General features: G+C 57.5%; 16 protein-coding genes. 11 read left to right on the top strand and 5 right to left on the bottom strand.

Annotated elements, in window-relative coordinates:
- Positions 1–16 precede the first annotated feature (16 nt).
- Both K3J57_RS07090 and K3J57_RS07085 read right to left on the bottom strand, forming a co-directional pair.
- Entirely contained in the window at positions 17–829 is an 813-nt protein-coding gene (locus tag K3J57_RS07090; protein WP_259797668.1) for an isocitrate lyase/PEP mutase family protein, read from the bottom strand.
- A gap of 5 nt (positions 830–834) precedes the next feature.
- Positions 835–2,010 carry a pyridoxal phosphate-dependent aminotransferase gene (locus K3J57_RS07085; protein ID WP_259797667.1) on the bottom strand — a complete coding sequence of 392 codons (1,176 nt, stop codon included), beginning with the start codon at positions 2,008–2,010 and terminating at the stop codon, positions 835–837.
- Positions 2,011–2,230: 220 nt separating this feature from the next.
- Here K3J57_RS07085 and guaB point away from each other — a divergent pair, with 220 nt between their 5' ends.
- The 7 genes from guaB to K3J57_RS07050 all read left to right on the top strand — a co-directional run bounded on the left by guaB (position 2,231) and on the right by K3J57_RS07050 (position 12,370).
- Positions 2,231–3,679 (top strand): IMP dehydrogenase, encoded by a 1,449-nt coding sequence (gene guaB, locus K3J57_RS07080; protein WP_055191956.1) that lies wholly within the window; start codon positions 2,231–2,233, stop codon positions 3,677–3,679.
- Between the two features lie 47 nt (positions 3,680–3,726).
- Complete coding sequence (locus tag K3J57_RS07075) at positions 3,727–4,878, top strand: RsmB/NOP family class I SAM-dependent RNA methyltransferase (protein WP_259797666.1); 1,152 nt, start codon at positions 3,727–3,729, stop codon at positions 4,876–4,878.
- A 159-nt stretch (positions 4,879–5,037) separates the two neighbouring features.
- Positions 5,038–7,536: a hybrid sensor histidine kinase/response regulator gene (locus K3J57_RS07070; protein ID WP_259797665.1), complete on the top strand. Its 2,499-nt coding sequence runs from the start codon at positions 5,038–5,040 to the stop codon at positions 7,534–7,536.
- A 187-nt stretch (positions 7,537–7,723) separates the two neighbouring features.
- Entirely contained in the window at positions 7,724–8,797 is a 1,074-nt protein-coding gene (gene recA / locus K3J57_RS07065; RefSeq protein WP_311196504.1) for a recombinase RecA, read from the top strand.
- A 150-nt stretch (positions 8,798–8,947) separates the two neighbouring features.
- Complete coding sequence (gene alaS / locus K3J57_RS07060) at positions 8,948–11,593, top strand: alanine--tRNA ligase (RefSeq protein ID WP_259797664.1); 2,646 nt, start codon at positions 8,948–8,950, stop codon at positions 11,591–11,593.
- Positions 11,594–11,681: 88 nt separating this feature from the next.
- Positions 11,682–11,969 (top strand): DUF1330 domain-containing protein, encoded by a 288-nt coding sequence (locus K3J57_RS07055; protein ID WP_259786886.1) that lies wholly within the window; start codon positions 11,682–11,684, stop codon positions 11,967–11,969.
- Between the two features lie 8 nt (positions 11,970–11,977).
- Positions 11,978–12,370 (top strand): hypothetical protein, encoded by a 393-nt coding sequence (locus K3J57_RS07050; protein ID WP_259794691.1) that lies wholly within the window; start codon positions 11,978–11,980, stop codon positions 12,368–12,370.
- A gap of 51 nt (positions 12,371–12,421) precedes the next feature.
- Here K3J57_RS07050 and typA read toward each other — a convergent pair whose 3' ends face one another.
- Complete coding sequence (gene typA / locus K3J57_RS07045; RefSeq protein ID WP_173487065.1) at positions 12,422–14,242, bottom strand: translational GTPase TypA; 1,821 nt, start codon at positions 14,240–14,242, stop codon at positions 12,422–12,424.
- A gap of 205 nt (positions 14,243–14,447) precedes the next feature.
- A complete protein-coding gene (locus tag K3J57_RS07040) occupies positions 14,448–14,777 on the bottom strand; it encodes an SMR family transporter (protein ID WP_259797663.1) in 330 nt (109 codons plus the stop codon).
- 207 nt (positions 14,778–14,984) lie between these two features.
- Between K3J57_RS07040 and K3J57_RS07035 the strand changes: the two genes are divergently transcribed.
- Positions 14,985–15,767 (top strand): class II glutamine amidotransferase, encoded by a 783-nt coding sequence (locus tag K3J57_RS07035; RefSeq protein ID WP_259786881.1) that lies wholly within the window; start codon positions 14,985–14,987, stop codon positions 15,765–15,767.
- 43 nt (positions 15,768–15,810) lie between these two features.
- Here K3J57_RS07035 and K3J57_RS07030 read toward each other — a convergent pair whose 3' ends face one another.
- On the bottom strand, positions 15,811–16,611 hold the full coding sequence (locus K3J57_RS07030; RefSeq protein WP_259786880.1) for an enoyl-CoA hydratase: 801 nt from the start codon (positions 16,609–16,611) through the stop codon (positions 15,811–15,813).
- Between the two features lie 103 nt (positions 16,612–16,714).
- Between K3J57_RS07030 and K3J57_RS07025 the strand changes: the two genes are divergently transcribed.
- The 3 genes from K3J57_RS07025 (at position 16,715) to rplM (ending at position 18,798) form a co-directional block, all read left to right on the top strand.
- On the top strand, positions 16,715–17,140 hold the full coding sequence (locus K3J57_RS07025; protein ID WP_259777342.1) for a PaaI family thioesterase: 426 nt from the start codon (positions 16,715–16,717) through the stop codon (positions 17,138–17,140).
- A 54-nt stretch (positions 17,141–17,194) separates the two neighbouring features.
- Positions 17,195–18,169 (top strand): SLAC1 anion channel family protein, encoded by a 975-nt coding sequence (locus K3J57_RS07020; RefSeq protein WP_259797661.1) that lies wholly within the window; start codon positions 17,195–17,197, stop codon positions 18,167–18,169.
- Between the two features lie 164 nt (positions 18,170–18,333).
- The gene (rplM, locus tag K3J57_RS07015) at positions 18,334–18,798 is read left to right on the top strand and encodes a 50S ribosomal protein L13 (protein WP_055191983.1); all 465 of its coding nucleotides are present in this window, start codon (positions 18,334–18,336) and stop codon (positions 18,796–18,798) included.

Raw genomic sequence — 18,798 nt, 5'->3', positions numbered from 1 at the left:
CAGGATCCAAGACCCGTCAGCGGGTCAGAAGCGCGTCGATTGTCGTGCCGGAAATGCCGTTGCCAAGCGGCGAGAAATCACCGTCCTGAAACATTGCGCTGGCCGCATCATGGATCACCCGGTGCGTGGCGCGCGCCAAAGCAGACCCCAGCGAAATCCGTGCCACCCCTGCCTCCGCGAACTGCGTGCGTGAGACTTCGGTGAACGGCCCCGCGGCCAGAGCATTGACCGGCAATGCCGTGGCGGCGCAGACCCGGGCCTGATCCGCAAGTGTCCCCGGCAGGGGCACGTAAACCGCGTCGGCACCGGCCTTTTCATATCCCCTGACCCGGGCAAGGGCTTCGTCAAGGTCGTATCCCCCGTTCATTACCCCATCCGCGCGGGCCAGCAGCACAAAATCGCCGGGCAGGGCGCGTGCGGCCGCACTTGCGGCACGGATCCGTTCGATCGCCATGTCGCGGGAATATGGCGTGGTTGAGGGAAGTGCGGTGTCTTCGATCGATATCCCTGCGAGCCCGACCTCTGCCGCAAGCCTGACGGTTTCGGCACAAGTGTCGGGGTCATCGCCAAATCCGTTTTCGAAATCCCCGGAAACGGGCAGGTTTACCGCCGCGACCAGATCCTGTGCATGGGACAGTGCCTCCTCCCGGCTGACATGTCCCATATCCGGTCGCCCCAGCGTAAAGGCATGTGCCGCAGAGGAGGTCCCGATCGCCTGTGCCCCCATGGCGGCGAGCAGACGGGCACTGCCGATATCCCAGGCATTTGCGAGGATAAACGGGTTTCCCCTCTGGTGAAGGGCGCGAAATTCAGCTCCGATGTCTCTCATGTTCCTCACTCCTTTTTGCAGGTTTGGGCAAATTGCAAAATATCCATGAGCGCGGATTGGAACCTGTGGTCCTCCACGGTCATGGCCACCCGAATGTGCCCGGCGGCCGCCGTACCGAAACTCTCTCCCGGCAGGACGGCAATCCGTTTTGACGTTAACAATGCTTCGGCGAACTCTTTGCCACTCAACCCGGTCGCCCGGATGTCCAGCAGCAGATACATGGTCCCATCCGCAGGCACGACGCGCACCATGTCCTGCCCCTTGATCAAGGCAAGCGCCGCTTCCCTGCGTCGTCTGAACGGCTCTGCGATCCGGGCCTCGAACCCCTCGCCCTGTTGCAGGGCAAAAAGTGCAGCATCCTGAATGAACCCGGCCACGCCATAGGTGGTGTTGATCGCCAGTGTTTCCAGGTGCCGTATGGCCTGTTCCGGTCCGATGATCCAACCGATCCGGCTGCCGGTCATGGCATGGCTTTTCGACATGGATCCGACCACAAGTGTTCGCTCTGCCATGCCGGGCAGGGCGCGCGGCGACAGGTGCGTGCCGGTCCAGACCTGCGTGTCATAGACTTCGTCAGAAATCAGCCACAGGTCTTCGTTGCGGCAGATCTCGGCAATCCCTTCCAGCGCCGCACGGGTATAAATTACCCCGGTTGGATTGTTGGGCGAGTTGATCAGCAGGCTGCGCGCGCCGCGGGCCTGGGCGCGAATGTCTTCGGCTCGGGGCTGGAACCCGTTGTCGGCATGGGTGGCAATCGGCACCGCCTGCGCCCCCACGGCGCGGATTGTGCCGGGATAGGTGGCGTAGTGCGGATCAAGATACAGCGCACGGTCACCTTCGTCACAGGCAGCCATATGGGCGGCAAACAGCCCCGCCTGACCACCGGGGGTGATCATGACATTCTCGCGCCCGGTGGGAACGCCGGTGCGGGTCTGGACCCGCGCCGCCACCGCATCGCGCAACGCGTTGGTTCCGGGAATGGCGGCATAGCCGGTATGGCCGTTCAGGGCTGCCTGATACATTGCGTGCAGTATGGACGGATCGGTGGCCCGATCAGGTTCGCCAATGGTCAGTTCGGTGACCTGCTCTCCGGCTTCCACCATGGCACGCGCCCGGTAAAAGACCCCCCAGCCATCATCGCCGCCGTCCAGAATGCCCGCGATCCTTGTCGAAACCCGCATCTGTTCTTTCCATGCTGCCCGTTGTTACCGCACGGGGGCATGTTGGGCTGAGCAAAGTCAATGTGAAAATCCAAAACTACCCACTGAGTATTTGGGCAGGTTTTGTCCCTGAAAATGCAAATATCGCCGCGAGAGGCAAAAAAATCAAAACAACCCTTTCCAAATGGTCAATCGCATGAGATAGGGACGTGCCAAACGAAAACTCCCAAGGAGAACGCTCATGGAGATTCGCGAGGCTCTTACCTTTGATGATGTCCTGCTGGTGCCGGCGGCCAGCAATGTGCTGCCCTCGACGGCCAATACCTCAACGCAGGTGACGAAATCGATCTCTCTGAACATCCCGCTGATGTCTTCGGCGATGGACACGGTGACCGAGGCCCGCATGGCCATTGCCATGGCGCAGGCAGGCGGTATGGGGGTCATTCACAAGAACCTCGATGTCGAGGAACAGGCGCGCCAGGTGCGCCGGGTGAAACGCTTTGAAAGTGGTATCGTCTACAATCCGATTACGCTCACACCGGACCAGACCCTTGCCGATGCCAAGGCGCTGCAAGAGCGGTATCGCGTCACCGGTTTCCCGGTGGTGGATGGCGACGGGCGCGTGGTTGGAATCGTAACCAACCGCGACATGCGCTTTGCCACCTCAGATGATACCCCGGTTCGTGTGATGATGACCGCGGATAATCTGGCCATGCTGCAGGAACCGGCGGAGCTGGAAGAAGCCAAGTCGATGATGAAGGCGCGTCGGATCGAAAAACTTCTGGTGGTTGACGGAAGCGGCAAATTGACCGGCTTGCTGACCCTGAAAGACACCGAACAGGCCAAGCTGAACCCAACCGCCTGTAAAGATGATCTGGGCCGTCTGCGTGTGGCTGCCGCCAGTTCCGTGGGCGAAAGCGGGTTTGAACGCTCCAAGGCGCTGATTGACGCAGGGGCAGATATCGTTGTGGTCGACACAGCGCACGGCCACTCCGCAGGGGTGATCGAGGCTGTGAAACGCATCAAGGCCTATAAACCTGACCAGCAGGTCGTGGCCGGGAACGTCGCCACGGCAGAGGCCACCAAGGCGCTGATTGAGGCGGGCGCCGATGCGGTTAAGGTTGGGATCGGGCCGGGCTCGATCTGTACCACGCGGATGGTGGCAGGTGTCGGTGTGCCGCAGCTCACGGCTATTTCAGATTGCGCCAAGGCCGCAGGGGATGTGCCGGTCATTGCGGACGGGGGCATCAAGTTCTCGGGTGATTTTGCCAAAGCCATCGCAGCAGGTGCGTCCTGCGCCATGGTTGGGTCGATGATCGCAGGCACGGATGAAAGCCCGGGTGAGGTGATCCTCTATCAGGGCCGCTCGTTCAAAGCCTATCGGGGCATGGGCTCGCTGGGCGCCATGGCGCGCGGATCTGCTGACCGGTATTTCCAGAAAGACGCCGCCAGTGACAAGCTGGTGCCCGAAGGGATCGAAGGGCAGGTGCCTTACAAAGGTCCGGCCGGCACTGTTATTCACCAGCTGGTGGGCGGTTTGCGGGCAGCCATGGGATATACTGGCAACGGCACCGTGGCTGAAATGCGCAAGAACTGCAATTTCGTGAAGATCACCGGCGCGGGCCTGAAAGAAAGTCATGTGCATGACGTTCAGATCACCCGTGAAAGCCCCAACTACCGTATTGGTTGATATAACAAGATGTTGCGCGGCATAATTAAACCAATTTGGGGTGAGAAATGACCCCCGCCGCGCGCATCAGTGCCGCGATAGAAGTGATGGACCTGATCCGGTCAGGTGATACGGCCGAGCAGGCCCTGTCAGGCTGGGCGCGCGGCCACCGTTTCGCCGGGTCCAAGGATCGTGCGGCGATCAGGGATCACGTGTTCGACGCTCTGCGCCGCCTTCGCTCCTCTCAGGTTTTGGGAGGAGGAGAGGATGGTCGTTCAACCCTGATCGGCCTGCTGCGGGGGCAGGGTCAGGCGTTGGATGCGATTTTCACCGGGGAAGGTCATGCGCCCAAGCCGCTCTCTGAAGCAGAGGCCGCACACGCCCCAACCCTCACCACGGCTGAGGCATTGGACTGCCCGGACTGGGCCTACGACCTGTTTCAGCGAAGCCTGGGGGAAAACTGTGATCCGGTGCTGGCCTGTTTGCGGGATCGGGCACCTGTGTTTCTCAGGGTCAACATTGCGCGCCTGACGCGGGAGGAGGCAATTGATGCCTTGGCGCGCGATGGCATTGTTGCCCGCGCTCATCCTCTGGCATCGACCGCACTTGAAGTGATTGAAAATCCGCGGCGTGTTTCGCAATCGAATGCCTATCAGATGGGGTTGGTTGAGCTTCAGGATGCGGCATCGCAAGCTTTGGTTGAGGAGCTGAGCGTGCGGCCGGGAATGCGGGTTCTGGATTACTGCGCCGGGGGCGGGGGCAAATCGCTTGCGATGGCGGCTCTTGGGGCCGAAGTCGTCGCCCATGATGTTTCTCCGCGTCGTATGAAAGATATTCCCGAACGGGCCCGGCGGGCGGGTGTCCAGATTGAATATTGCACCACAGAGGCCTTATCGGAACGCCCTCCTTTTGATCTGGTTTTGGCGGATGCTCCGTGTTCCGGGAGCGGGTCATGGCGCAGGGATCCACAGGGAAAGTGGCGCCTGACGGCAGATAAGCTTCATGAGCTTTGCGATATACAGGCCCAAATTATAAAGAAGATTTCGTCATTTGTGTCGGGGGGTGGACGGATCGGTTACGCCACGTGCTCATTGTTCGATGTGGAAAACCAACTTCAGATGATCAACAGGCCCTCGGGATGGTCTGTGAGGAATGAGCGTCAGTTCACACCGCTTGAAGGCGGGGACGGGTTTTACGTTGCTCTATTGACGCGCGATTAATCACGCGATTAGATCAACCCTGAGGGGATTGGTCCGCCTTTTTCTGTGGTCCCCTTGTCCAGCGTTAATGCCGTGTTAACGATAGACGCCGCATAAAGAGGCACCTGAACTCGCATGAAAGGGATCCACGTGGTGCGATCTGCCTTGTCCCCTCACCAAATGGTAGTTGTCGCCCAGGATCTCGCGCCGCGCGTCGGCTATATTGTGCTTCTGGCATTGATTGTGCTGGCCGGGGCGATCGCTCTTCCGGGAGTGCCCGATCTGGGGCGGTTTGCGGCGGTTATCTGTGGGGGGGCTCTGTTATCTCTTGCGCTTCTTGTCTTGGGCATTCGCCGTTGGCATCGCGTGCAGGTGGCGAAAATATTTGCTTCTGTTGAAATGTGTGCCGGCAATGATGCTGCACCGGTTCTGGTCACCGATGGCGAAGGTGAAATCATCTATGCAAACGCTGCCGCCGGGGCGCAATTCGAAGCGAAACCGGGGCAGACCCTGGCGCGGGCCTTCCATGACCTGTTTGCGTCACCTTCAGCCGTGTTGAGCAAATTGCAAAGCCGCGCCGAAGCCACCAGTTCTGCATCGGAAGATGTGGTCATAAGGCGCGGAAATATAAGGCTTACTGTGCATAGGATGCAGGAAGCCGGGTTCATTTGGCGGGTGGATGAGATCGGAGAGCGCAGCGTTGCTGGCCGATCGGGGGAAAACATCGCTTTGCCGATGTTGACGGTGTCCAAGAACGGCACAATCCTGTTCATGAATGAAGCGGCTCGTTTGCTGCTTGGAGGGCGGGAAACCACGCTGGATCGAATTTTTGTTGAAACACCGGTCCGTTCCGGTGTTGTGGTGCAGGTATCGGGTAAGACCGGCCCCGTGCCCGTGGTGGTGTATGAAATAAATTGTTCTGCTGCGCGAAAGGAAATGTATCTGCTGCCGGCGGATGCCGCGCCCAATATGTCAAGCGGTGAATGGGCCGGGGTCGAGGTCCTGCCTGTGCCACTGCTGAAGCTGGACGCCAAGGGCAAGATTTCCATGGCCAATAAACGGGCGCGTGACCTTCTGGCGGACAAGGATGCGGTTGGCAGTCTTTTGTCTGAGCAGGTGGAGGGGCTTGGTCGTCCGGTCTCCGACTGGCTGGCCGAAGCACATGCCGGGCGCCATCTGGGCAGAACGGAAGTTGTGCGCGCGATAAAGCCGGATGAGGAAGTGTTCCTGCAGATTTCTTTGAGTCAGATGACAGATGATGACGGCCCCACTCTGGTGGCAGTCATTCAGGACGCAACAGAGCTCAAGAACCTCGAAGCCCAGTTTGTGCAAAGTCAGAAAATGCAGGCCATTGGGCAATTGGCTGGTGGTGTTGCACATGACTTCAACAATCTGCTGACCGCCATATCGGGGCATTGTGATCTTTTGCTGACCGGTCGGGATGAGGCGGATCCTGAATACTCGGATCTTACGCAGATCCATCAGAACGCCAACCGTGCTGCTTCCCTGGTCGGTCAGCTTCTGGCTTTCTCGCGAAAACAGACATTGCGCCCGGAAGTGATTGATTTGTCTGATACACTGTCAGATTTGACTCACCTTCTAAATCGTCTGGTCGGGGAGCGCGTGTTGCTGGAACTGGATCATGATGAAAAACTGCTGGCTATCCGGGCGGACCGGCGCCAGTTGGACCAGGTGATCATGAACCTCGTGGTCAACGCACGCGACGCCATGCCGGACGGTGGGACCGTGCGTGTGGAAACTCGAAATGTCATACTTGACAGCGCGTTGGAGCGTGATCGCGCGACAGTGCCGCCTGGTGAATATGTAACGGTGCGTGTCATCGACCATGGAACGGGAATTGGTTCGGATAAGATCAACAAGATCTTTGAGCCCTTTTTTACCACCAAGAAGTCCGGGCAAGGGACGGGGCTTGGTCTGTCCATGGCCTACGGAATCATCAAACAGACGGGCGGATATATTTTTGTGGATTCCGTGCCCGGATCCGGGACCACATTTACACTCTATTTTCCCGTTTGGAAGGAAACTTCCAAGGAAACGCATTCTGAAAAAGAGGGGGCGGCAGCCGAGAATATCGACGCTACTGAGCGACCGTCCTCATCGCTGGAACCCCTTGTGCTTACCAACGCGGTGTCCGCACAGCCTGAGGATGTGAATGACCCTGGGCAGGACAAAGCAATTGATACAATTGTTTCTCAGGTTACTGGGGCGGTATCGCTCAATGGAAATGAAACTCCTGCTGCTGGTCCGGACACGCGCTTGCCCAACCCAACCCATGATCTGAGCCGTGATAGCTCGGGTGGTGTCGTTTTGTTGGTAGAGGATGAAGCACCTGTGCGTGCTTTTGCCTCCCGAGCATTGCGGATGAGAGGGTATACCGTGTTGGAGGCGGAAAGTGCTGAAGACGCGCTTTCTATCCTCGAAGACCCGTCATTGTCAGTTGATGTTTTTGTGACTGATGTGGTCATGCCCGGTATGGATGGACCGACCTGGGTGATGAAGGCGATGGAGAAGCGCCCCGGCGTGAAGGTGGTATTCGTGTCTGGCTATGCAGAGGATTCGGTTTCTGAGCATCAGGCGCGTGTTCCCAATTCGGTGTTTCTCCCGAAACCGTTCTCTCTCACGGAGCTTACCGCGACGGTTCAGCAGCAAATACATTAATAAAAACAATACTATATTGTGTTTCTTCCAATATTAACGACTTGGTTACCTTATTTGGGGAAAATTCATATTGGTAAATAACACGTTGTAATGTTCCTGTTTTGTGCTTTATACCTTGATGGGAACATCTTGTGAACATGCGATTGTGTTGCCGCAGTTCACCCGATGTGAAATAAGGAAAGAAACAATGGCGACTGCGGATATTTTTGACATGAAACGCGATAGCGACAAGCAAAAGGCGCTCGACAGCGCATTGGCCCAGATCGAGCGTCAGTTCGGCAAAGGTTCCATCATGAAACTCGGGGCCGATAATCCGGTTGCTGAAATCGAAAGCACATCTACCGGCTCATTGGGGCTGGATATTGCGCTGGGGATCGGTGGTCTGCCAAAAGGCCGGATCGTCGAGATCTATGGTCCGGAAAGTTCAGGCAAGACCACGCTGACACTTCATTGTGTCGCCGAAGAGCAAAAAAAGGGCGGCGTTTGTGCGTTTGTTGATGCAGAACACGCACTGGATCCTCTTTATGCTAGGAAACTGGGGGTGGATCTCGACGAGCTTCTGATCAGCCAGCCTGACACAGGCGAGCAGGCGTTGGAAATCGTTGATACCCTGGTGCGCTCGGGGGCCGTGAACATGGTTGTTGTTGACTCGGTGGCCGCCTTGACCCCGAAGTCAGAACTTGAAGGGGACATGGGCGACAGCAGCGTTGGCGTGCAGGCCCGCCTGATGAGCCAGGCCATGCGAAAGTTGACCAGCTCGATAGCCCGCTCAAATTGCATGGTGATTTTCATCAACCAGATCCGTATGAAAATCGGTGTGATGTTTGGCAGCCCCGAAACCACGACGGGTGGCAATGCGCTGAAATTCTACAGTTCAGTCCGTCTGGATATTCGCCGTATCGGTCAGATCAAGGATCGCGATGAGGTGGTGGGGAACGCCACACGGGTCAAAGTAGTCAAGAACAAGGTTGCTCCGCCGTTCAAGCAGGTCGAGTTTGACATCATGTATGGTGAAGGCATTTCGAAAATGGGGGAACTGCTGGATCTCGGCGTCAAGGCTGGTGTGGTTGAGAAGTCAGGCTCCTGGTTCAGCTATGGTGATGAGCGCATTGGTCAGGGGCGCGAAAATGCAAAGACCTACCTACGCGAAAACAAACGCACGGCCCTTCAGATCGAAGACAAGATCCGCGCGGCACATGGTCTGGACTTTGACATGCCGCCAGAGGAGCGTGACGAGGATGACGGGCTTCTGGAAGCCTGAGGCATTCTGATCAAATATCCTGAGAAAACAGCGAAGGTCGGGGGTGTTCCCGGCCTTTGTTTTATGTGCCAGATGATTTTCATATGGCCAGTGGACAGGGGAAGCGGGGCCGGGTAAACCACGTTGAAAGCTCACAAGAGGCAAGAGAACATGGCCAGCCTGAACGATATTCGCTCGACCTTTCTGAATTACTTCGACAAGCAGGGGCATGAGGTGGTGGACAGCTCGCCACTTGTGCCGCGCAATGACCCGACGCTGATGTTCGTGAACTCCGGCATGGTGCAGTTCAAGAACCTGTTCACCGGGGTGGAAAAGCGCGATTACGTGCGCGCCACGACCGCGCAGAAATGTGTGCGCGCAGGGGGCAAACATAATGACCTCGACAATGTTGGCTACACAGCGCGCCACCACACGTTTTTCGAGATGCTGGGGAATTTCAGCTTTGGTGATTATTTCAAACATGAGGCAATCCCCTTTGCATGGGAGCTGATCACCCGCGAATTCGATATTCCGAAGGACAAGCTCTACACCACCGTCTATCACACCGATGACGAGGCGTTTGAGATTTGGAAAAAGGTCGGTGTGCCGGAAGATCGGATCATCCGCATCGCCACCAATGACAATTTCTGGCAGATGGGGCCGACCGGTCCCTGCGGCCCCTGCACCGAGATTTTCTATGATCACGGCGAGCATATCTGGGGTGGCCCTCCGGGCAGCCCGGAAGAAGATGGCGACCGGTTCATTGAAATCTGGAACATCGTTTTCATGCAGAACGAACAGTTCGCGGATGGCTCGATGGTGCCGCTGGACATGCAGTCGATCGATACCGGCATGGGATTGGAACGGATCGGCGCGCTTTTGCAGGGCAGCCATGACAACTATGACACCGATCTTTTCAAAGCACTGATTGAGGCCTCGGCCCATGCAACGAATGTGGATCCCTACGGGGATCAGAACGTGCATCATCGCGTGATTGCCGACCACCTGCGCTCGACATCTTTCCTGATGGCGGACGGGGTTCTGCCGTCAAATGAAGGGCGCGGTTATGTGCTGCGTCGCATTATGCGTCGGGCCATGCGTCATGCGCATCTGCTGGGGGCAAAAGATCCGGTCATGCATCGCCTGGTGCCGGAGCTGGTCGCACAGATGGGGCAGGCCTATCCGGAGCTTGGCCGTGCGCAGACCATGATCGAAGAAACGCTTCTCAACGAGGAAACCCGCTTCAAAAAGACACTGGATCGCGGTTTGAAACTGCTTGATGACGAGCTGTCAGGGCTGGGGGAAGGCGAAGATCTGCCCGGTGAAACCGCGTTCAAACTGTATGATACTTACGGTTTCCCGCTTGACCTGACCCAGGATGCGCTGCGGGAAAAAGGCCGTGGCGTGGATCAGGCCGGTTTCGATACCGCGATGCAGGAGCAAAAGGACCGCGCCCGCGCTGCCTGGTCTGGTTCCGGTGAGGCCGCAGACGCGACCATCTGGTTCGATCTTGCGGAAGAGCATGGGGTGACCGAGTTTCTGGGCTATGACACCGAACATGCGGAGGGGCAGGTGCTGGCGCTGGTTTCTGATGGCGCGCAACTGGATGCGGCCAAAGCTGGGGACGAGGTTCAGATTGTTGTGAACCAAACGCCCTTCTACGCCGAAAGTGGTGGCCAGGTTGGGGATAGCGGATTGATCCGCACCGAGAGCGGCTCAGCCCGTGTAACGGACACCAAGAAAGTGGCAGATGTCTTCATCCATTTCGCCAAGGTGGAAGAGGGCGAGATCAAGACCGGGCAGGGCGCTGAGCTGGCGGTTGATCACCTGCGCCGCTCGGCCATTCGGGCCAACCACTCCGCCACGCACCTGCTGCACGAGGCGCTGCGCAATGAGTTGGGGGAACATGTGGCCCAGCGTGGCTCCCTCAATGCCGATGATCGTTTGCGGTTCGATTTCAGCCACAACAAGGGCATGAGCGCACAGCAATTGTCGAATGTGGCGCGTGAGGTGAACACTTACATCCGTCAGAATACCAAGGTTGAAACCCGGATCATGACCCCGGATGACGCACGCGATATGGGCGCCCAGGCGCTGTTTGGCGAGAAATATGGGGATGAGGTGCGTGTGGTTTCCATGGGGCATGCCCCAACCGGAAAAGGTGCTGATGGCAAGACCTATTCGATCGAGCTGTGCGGCGGCACACATGTGTCTCAGACCGGTGAAATCGGGGTCTGCGTTATCCTGTCGGAAGGGGCCAGCTCGGCCGGTGTGCGCCGGATCGAGGCTCTGACCGGAAAGGCCGCCTTTGCCTATATTGAAGAAGAAACGGCGCGCGCGGCGGAGCTTCAGGGGATGCTGAAGGCCAAACCGGAAGAGGTTGTGGAGCGCATCAAGGGGCTGATGGACGAGCGCAAAGCGCTGAATGCCGAGATTTCCAACCTCAAACGTGAGCTGGCCAAGGCATCGGGTGCCGGTGCTGAGACCAAAGAGATCAACGGGGTGAAATTCCTGGCTGCCGTGGTGCAGGGCGTTGGGGGTAAAGACCTGCAAACCCTGGTCAATGAGCACAAGGATGGGCTCGGATCCGGGGCGGTTTTGATCATTGCTGATAATGACGGCAAGGTGGCTGTGTCCGCCGGTGTGACGGCCGATTTGACTGACAGGTTGTCAGCGGTTGATCTGGTCAAGGCTGCTGTGCCCGAACTGGGCGGGAAGGGGGGCGGTGGCCGCCCGGAACTCGCCCAAGGTGGCGGTGCCTCGGCGGAGAATGCCCAAGGGGCCATCAAAGCAGCTGAAGCGGTGATCGCAGGCTGATTTCGCGGGAGAAACCGCTCGCAAGAACAGGAAGGTCGTGCCATGTTGGCGCGACCTTTTTCTTTTGACCGCGTGTAAGGAGAGACCGATGCCCGCACTCTGGATTGCCCATGTGACCGTGACCGACGAAGAGGCCTATGGCAAATATGCCAAGCTGGCGGGGCCGGCCATTGCCAAACATGGTGGTCACTTCATTGCCCGCGCCGGACGCTATGTGCAGCTTGAGGGCAAGGAACGTCCCCGCAATGTGGTGGCGAAGTTTGACAGCGTTGAGGCGGCAGAGAAATGTTATCACTCGCCGGAATATCAAGAGGCACTGAGCCATGCGCGCGATGCGTCGGAGCGGGAGCTTCTGATTGTGGAGACCAGCGAATAAGGCCCAACATGTTTATTCGATTTGTCTGTGATCGGCCGGTCGATGGGTTAGATGCTCGTGCCGGATTTTTCGTTGCAGCTTATGAGCTGCGCGATGATCCGGAACTGGACCAATACAGCGCCCAATATCTTGAAGACCTATTGGCCTGGTTTCGGGAAAACCTGCAACTGCCCGACCGCTTTTCCGGGGCGAAACATGATCGGGAGAAAGAATTTACCCGAGGGCTAAGCTGGTTTCGTCCGGAGGCTGATGAGGCGATAGATAAGGCATGGGAACTGGCGGCTTTTCTGGAAATGCATGGCTATCAGATTGAGCTTCTGAAAACGGACCGCCCCGGAAACATCCTTTATGCGGATGATGATCAACTTGTGGCGGATCCTTATGCCGAAACACCAAGATAAAAGCCCCCGAAAAGGTTTTCGAGGGCTTTAGTCTGCTTTCGTAAATTGTTGTTATTGATTGGCTTTTGCCATCCGCTTGCGTTCATGCGGATCCAGATAACGTTTGCGCAGACGCACATTGTTGGGGGTCACTTCCACCAGCTCGTCGTCATTGATATAGGCAATCGCTTCTTCCAACGACAGGGTCATCGGTGTGGTCAAGCGCACCGCATCATCGGTGCCGGACGCGCGCACGTTGGTCAGTTTCTTACCCTTCAAAGGGTTCACTTCCAGATCGTTTTCGCGCGAATGCTCGCCAATGATCATGCCCTGATACACGTCGGCCTGCGCGCCGATCATCATCTTGCCACGCTCTTCCAGGTTCCACAGTGCGTACGCCACTGACGTGCCGTTTTCCATCGAGATCAGCACACCAGCACGACGGCCCGGAATGGATCCTTTGAACGGGGTCCAGCCATGGAACACGCGGTTCAGAACGCCGGTGCCACGTGTGTCGGTCAGGAATTCGCCATGATAGCCAATCAGGCCGCGCGATGGCACATGGGCGATAATGCGGGTCTTGCCAGCGCCCGCCGGGCGCATTTCGGCCAGTTCCCCCTTGCGTGCTCCGGTGATCTTTTCGATCACGGCGCCGGAATATTCGTCATCCACATCAATGGTGACTTCTTCCACCGGTTCGACTTTCTGTCCGTTTTCTTCGCGCATGATCACCTGCGGGCGCGAAATCGACAGTTCAAACCCTTCGCGGCGCATGTTCTCGATCAGCACACCCATCTGGAGTTCGCCACGACCTGACACCTCAAAGGCTTCGCCGCCGGGGGTGTCTTCGATCTTGATCGCCACGTTTGACTCGGCTTCTTTGTGCAGCCGGTCGCGGATGACGCGCGATTGCACCTTCTTGCCGTCACGGCCAGCAAGCGGGCTGTCATTAATGCCAAAGGTCACCGTGATGGTGGGCGGGTCAATGGGTTGGGCTTCAAGCGGTTCATCCACGGCAAGCGCACAGATCGTGTCGGCCACGGTGGCCTTGGACATGCCTGCAATCGACACGATGTCGCCGGCGACCGCTTCTTCAATGTCCTGCTGGGACAATCCGCGGAAGGCCTGGATCTTGGTGACGCGGAATTGTTCGATCTTTTGCCCGATGCGCGAAATGGCCTGAACGGTGGCCCCAACCTTGAGACGACCGGTTTCAACGCGGCCGGTCAGGATCCGGCCCACAAAGGGGTCGGACCCGAGAGTGGTAGCCAGCATCGAGAAATCTTCGTCCTGGTGGGCGATCTGCTTCGGTTTCGGAACGTGGTTGACGATGAGGTTGAACAGCGCATGCAGGTCTTTGCGCGGCCCGTCCAGATCCGCATCAGCCCAGCCATTGCGGCCCGAGGCATACATATGCGGGAAATCAAGCTGGTCTTCATTGGCCCCGAGCGAGGCAAAGAGGTCAAAACACTCATCCAGAGCACGGTCGGGTTCGGCGTCCGGTTTGTCGACCTTGTTCAGAACCACAATCGGGCGCAGGCCCAGCGCCAGCGCTTTCGAGGTCACGAATTTGGTCTGCGGCATCGGGCCTTCTGCGGCGTCCACCAGCAAAACAACCCCGTCCACCATGGACAGGATCCGCTCAACCTCTCCACCGAAATCGGCGTGGCCGGGGGTGTCAACGATGTTGATACGGGTGTCTTTCCATTCGACCGAGGTCGGTTTGGCAAAGATGGTGATGCCGCGTTCGCGCTCCAGTTCATTCGAGTCCATGGCCCGTTCAGCCACAGCCTGATTTTCGCGAAATGCGCCGGATTGTTTCAGAAGTTCGTCAACCAGCGTGGTTTTGCCGTGGTCAACGTGAGCGATAATCGCGATATTGCGAAGGTCCATGTTGCGCGCCTTTTGATAGGAAGTTGACGCGCGAATAGCGTGACTTGGGGCGAATTGCCAGTCCAAATCGTTGTTTCACCTGTTTATCGTGCGTTAAAGCCTTCCGGGAGAAACCTGAAACCCATGTTTAACCCGAAACACCCACGATATTCAGATCTCTTGCGGCGTTTCGACGTTTCCCTGTGTCAGGTTCAAGTTGAAACGCTTAATGGGTGGAACTTGCCGAAAACAGGTTGATCACGACAATCCCGGCCACGATCAGGAGCAGGCCAACCACGGCGGGCAGGTCCAGTTTCTGACCAAAAACCACAAGGCCGATGACCGCAATCAACACAATCCCAAGACCTGACCAGAGCGCATAAGCGATGCCCACCGGCATGAACTTCAACACCCAGGCCAAAAGGGCAAAGCTGATCCCATAGGCGATAACCACGGTGATCGAAGGACCAAGACGGGTGAATTGCTGACTGGCCTGCAAAGCAGAGGTGCCGATGGTTTCGGCAAAAACAGCGAGAATCAGAACAAGATAGGGCATGGGTGACCTCGAAAATATGCAATGCTTTCGGTCTGCCTCTCCAACTGTTCTGCGTCAAGCGTGCTGGCGACACCAGCCCCTTTCGCAGCTCTTTTCATGGACAAAAGAGGCGTCTATACAGATGTCAGACAAAGGCAGCATTGATCGCCACCGCGTCAAATCTCTGAAATCTACGTTATGGCCTCATGGTCGGGGCAAGGGGGAAATATGTGCCGTTGGGCTGCTTATCTCGGGATGCCGATCTTTTTGGAGGACGTGGTGACCCGGCCGGGCCATTCGTTGATTGCACAAAGTCAGGACGCCACGGAATGTAAAACCGCCACCAATGGGGATGGGTTTGGGCTGGCCTGGTATGATGCGCGCCCTGAACCGGGCCTGTATCGGGACATCTATCCCGCCTGGTCCGACCCCAATCTGCGCGCAGTCTGCAGGCAGGTGCAGTCAGGCCTGTTTCTGGCCCATGTGCGCGCCTCAACCGGTTCTGCGATCAGCCGCAACAATTGCCACCCGTTTGTGCATGAGAATTGGAGCTTCATGCATAATGGCCAATTCGGAGGGTTTGAACATTTCCGGAAACAGGCGGATATGGCCGTTCCCGATGCGCTTTACCCCAGCCGGAAAGGCGCCACCGACAGTGAAGTTCTGTTCCTGCTGGCTCTGGCTGAAGGGCTGGACCGTGACCCGGCAAAAGCCTTGGCCCGCGCGGCGGGCACACTTTCTGCGCTGTCTCAAGAAAAAGGGGCAACACCGCATATGCGCCTGTCAGCAGCCTTTTCAGACGGAGAAAAACTGTGGGCGGCACGGGCAAGCTCAGACCATATCGCACCCTCTGTCTATTACCGCTGGTCGCCAACCCGCCAGGGATGGGCGGTTGTCAGTGAACCGTTGGAGAAGGGCGAACTGGATTGGATCGAATTGCCCCCCGGTCACATCGCGCAGTTTGACGGGGACAGGGTCAACCTCACCCCGTTGCCGCTTTTTTCTTGTTGAAAATATCCCGGGGTGAGGCCGCAAGGCCGAGGGGCAGCGCCCCTCATTCCTCGCTCTGGTTCCAGTTCGGCGCCCGCTTTTCGATAAAGGCGTTGATGCCTTCCTCGGTGTCGCGGAACATCATATTCTGCGCCATAACTTCACCGGTAAAACCATAGGCATCTTCCAATCCCATGGTCAGCTGATCGTAGAAAGCAGATTTGCCAATTTTTACCGCAGCGCCGAGTTTTGAGGCTACTTTTTCCGCAAGCCTGCGTGTTTCTTCCCCAAGGGCTTCATGTGGCACCACATGATTGACAAGCCCCAGCTCGGCCGCGCGACCGGCAGATATGAACTCGCCGGTGGTCAGCATCTCAAACGCCAGTTTGCGGGGAATGTTGCGGGTCAGTGCCACCATCGGGGTGGAGCAGAACAGACCGATATTGACCCCGTTCACACCAAAGCGGGTCCCCTCGGCCGCAACGGCCATATCGCAGCTGGCCACCAGTTGACACCCGGCCGCGGTGGCAATGCCATGCACCTGGGCGATCACCGGCTGCGGCATACGGGTGATTTGTACCATCATGCTGGCGCAGCGGGAAAACAGATCCTGAAAATAGGCCTTGCCGCCGTCTTTGGATGCCCGCGCCGCGGTCATCTGCTTCAGGTTATGGCCTGCGCAAAAGGCTTTGCCATTACCGGCAAGGATCACCGCACGGATTGTAGGGTCGGCGGCAATACGTTCCAATTCTTCGCTCAGAGCGGCCAGCATCTCATCCGACAGCGCGTTTAATGTGCCGGGGGTGTTCAGTGTCACGGTGGCAACTGACGCAGCGTCGTTCCGGATCAGTATTGGATCTTCCATCTTGTCCTCCCTTGGGTCTTGTCGTCACGATAGGGACATCCCGCATATTTCCCAGAGGAATGCGCGCGAAGTTGAAATGACGCTGCGGCAGTTAGGGGGGCAAATGGAACTGAAAATGAACCGGGCGGAGCTGGCGGCCTTTCTGGATGTGCAATTCCCGCAGGTGGCGGATGATTTCGAGGTGGCGGATGTCGCACCGATGCAGATCACCATGCGCAAGCGGGTGGCAGAGAAGCATCTTCGGCCGGGGGGCACTGTTTCGGGGCCGACAATGTTTGCCCTGGCGGATGTGTCTGTTTACCTGGCCATTCTTGCCATGATCGGTCCCAAGGCGTTGGCGGTCACCACCAATTGTTCGATCGACTTCATGCGCAAACCTCGTTCCGATGCAGACCTTGTTGCCCATTGCCGTTTGCACAAGCTGGGAAGGGTGCTTGCGGTCGGGGATGTTCTTATCCATTCCGAAGGGGATGATGCGCCTGTTGCGCGTGCAACATTGACCTACTCGATCCCGCCAGAGAGGGCTTGACCCTCACGGAAGGGTTGGGCAGGTCTGGGATATAGTCTGAAAAAGGAATATGTCATGTCTGACCAGACCGCTCCGCCGGAGTTTTCTCGCCTCGCGCATTTTCCGGTCACGTTTTTTGCCATTGTCATGGGCTTGATGGGGCTTACTCTGGCTCTGCATGCTGGGGCACCTGTGTATCCATGGATGGGGGCGGTGTCATCGCTGGTCTGGCTGATTTCGGCCACGGTGATGGGGGTTGTGACAGTTTTCTACCTTGCCAAGGCGCTGCGCTATCCCGGGATGGTGATCGAGGAATGGCATCACCCGGTCAAACTGGCGTTTTTTCCCACCATTACGGTGTCCCTGCTGCTGCTGGCCACGGCCACCCATGCCCATGCACCGGAACTGGCCGAGTGGATCTGGCTGGCCGGCGTGGTGGGGCAGGGCGCGCTGACCATCGCGGTGGTCTCCGGCTGGATTTCGCATCGGTCCTTTGAGGTCGGGCACCTGACGCCCGCCTGGTTCATTCCTGCGGTTGGAAACGTAATTGTGCCGGTTCTGGGGGCACGGATCGGCTATATCGAGACATCTTGGCTGTTCTTTTCTGGCGGGATCCTGTTCTGGATTGTCCTGCTGACCCTTGTGATGAACCGGTTGATTTTCCATGATCCGATTGTGGCGCGCCTGTTCCCGACCATGGTGATCCTGATCGCGCCCCCCGCTGTCGCCTTCATCGCCTATGTGGGCATGGTGGGTGAGGTGGATGGCTTTGCACGGATGCTGATGAATGCAGGCTATATCTTTGCGGCGCTGGTGCTGGCCCAGGTTCCGCGTCTGGTCAAGATGCCCTTTGCGCTCAGCTGGTGGGCGCTCAGCTTTCCGCTGGCGGCCCTTTCGATCGCGTCTTTCCGGTTTTCGCAGCTGGATGGGGCGCGGGCTCATCAGACAATTGCCGTTCTTGTGCTTGCCCTTCTGGCTGTTGTCATTGCCGGGCTGGTTTTGCGGACAATCAAGGCATTGATGAAGGACGAAGTGTTCCGGCCAGAGTAAAACCCTGTGCAGAACGGGGGAAAAGACCGTTGTAGAGATGGGGTAAAATAATACCATATTTTCAACTCGTTGTTTTTGAACGATTTAATAAGTATTTTGGCGCTTGACCCGAATTCAGAAATCACTAAAAACACCCCATCCGAAACCCAATCAGGGCTGAACACATGAAAACCTTCTCTGCAACGCCTGCAGATATCGACAAGAAATGGATCCTGATCGACGCCGAGGGCGTTGTTCTGGGCCGTCTTGCGTCGATCATCGCAATGCGTCTTCGTGGCAAACACAAAGCCTCGTTCACTCCGCACATGGACATGGGTGACAATGTCATCGTGATCAATGCGGACAAAATCCAGATGACCGGCAAGAAGCGCACCGACAAAGTGCACTACTGGCACACCGGTTACCCGGGCGGCATCAAGTCGCGCACTGCCGGTCAGATCCTTGAGGGTGCCCACCCCGAGCGTCTGGTCATCAAAGCCGTGCAGCGCATGCTGCCGGGCGGCAAGCTGAGCCGTCAGCAGATGACCAATCTGCGCGTTTACGCAGGCGCCGAGCACCCCCATGAGGCCCAGAGCCCGGAAGTGCTGGACGTCAAATCCATGAACCCGAAAAACTCGCGTGAGGGCTGA

It is taken from the genome of Aliiroseovarius crassostreae (assembly GCF_025137635.1).
Taxonomy (GTDB): domain Bacteria; phylum Pseudomonadota; class Alphaproteobacteria; order Rhodobacterales; family Rhodobacteraceae; genus Aliiroseovarius; species Aliiroseovarius crassostreae.
The sequence above is the reverse complement of the archived record's forward strand: the minus strand, read 5'-3'. Positions and strand labels throughout refer to the sequence as shown.

Excerpts from the sequence above, each read along its gene's own strand:
- K3J57_RS07090 (WP_259797668.1), bottom strand. The coding sequence starts at position 829 with ATGAGAGACATCGGAGCTGAATTTCGCGCCCTTCACCAGAGGGGAAAC.
- K3J57_RS07085 (WP_259797667.1), bottom strand. The coding sequence starts at position 2,010 with ATGCGGGTTTCGACAAGGATCGCGGGCATTCTGGACGGCGGCGATGAT.
- guaB (WP_055191956.1), top strand. The coding sequence starts at position 2,231 with ATGGAGATTCGCGAGGCTCTTACCTTTGATGATGTCCTGCTGGTGCCG.
- K3J57_RS07075 (WP_259797666.1), top strand. The coding sequence starts at position 3,727 with ATGACCCCCGCCGCGCGCATCAGTGCCGCGATAGAAGTGATGGACCTG.
- K3J57_RS07070 (WP_259797665.1), top strand. The coding sequence starts at position 5,038 with ATGGTAGTTGTCGCCCAGGATCTCGCGCCGCGCGTCGGCTATATTGTG.
- recA (WP_311196504.1), top strand. The coding sequence starts at position 7,724 with ATGGCGACTGCGGATATTTTTGACATGAAACGCGATAGCGACAAGCAA.
- alaS (WP_259797664.1), top strand. The coding sequence starts at position 8,948 with ATGGCCAGCCTGAACGATATTCGCTCGACCTTTCTGAATTACTTCGAC.
- K3J57_RS07055 (WP_259786886.1), top strand. The coding sequence starts at position 11,682 with ATGCCCGCACTCTGGATTGCCCATGTGACCGTGACCGACGAAGAGGCC.
- K3J57_RS07050 (WP_259794691.1), top strand. The coding sequence starts at position 11,978 with ATGTTTATTCGATTTGTCTGTGATCGGCCGGTCGATGGGTTAGATGCT.
- typA (WP_173487065.1), bottom strand. The coding sequence starts at position 14,242 with ATGGACCTTCGCAATATCGCGATTATCGCTCACGTTGACCACGGCAAA.
- K3J57_RS07040 (WP_259797663.1), bottom strand. The coding sequence starts at position 14,777 with ATGCCCTATCTTGTTCTGATTCTCGCTGTTTTTGCCGAAACCATCGGC.
- K3J57_RS07035 (WP_259786881.1), top strand. The coding sequence starts at position 14,985 with ATGTGCCGTTGGGCTGCTTATCTCGGGATGCCGATCTTTTTGGAGGAC.
- K3J57_RS07030 (WP_259786880.1), bottom strand. The coding sequence starts at position 16,611 with ATGGAAGATCCAATACTGATCCGGAACGACGCTGCGTCAGTTGCCACC.
- K3J57_RS07025 (WP_259777342.1), top strand. The coding sequence starts at position 16,715 with ATGGAACTGAAAATGAACCGGGCGGAGCTGGCGGCCTTTCTGGATGTG.
- K3J57_RS07020 (WP_259797661.1), top strand. The coding sequence starts at position 17,195 with ATGTCTGACCAGACCGCTCCGCCGGAGTTTTCTCGCCTCGCGCATTTT.
- rplM (WP_055191983.1), top strand. The coding sequence starts at position 18,334 with ATGAAAACCTTCTCTGCAACGCCTGCAGATATCGACAAGAAATGGATC.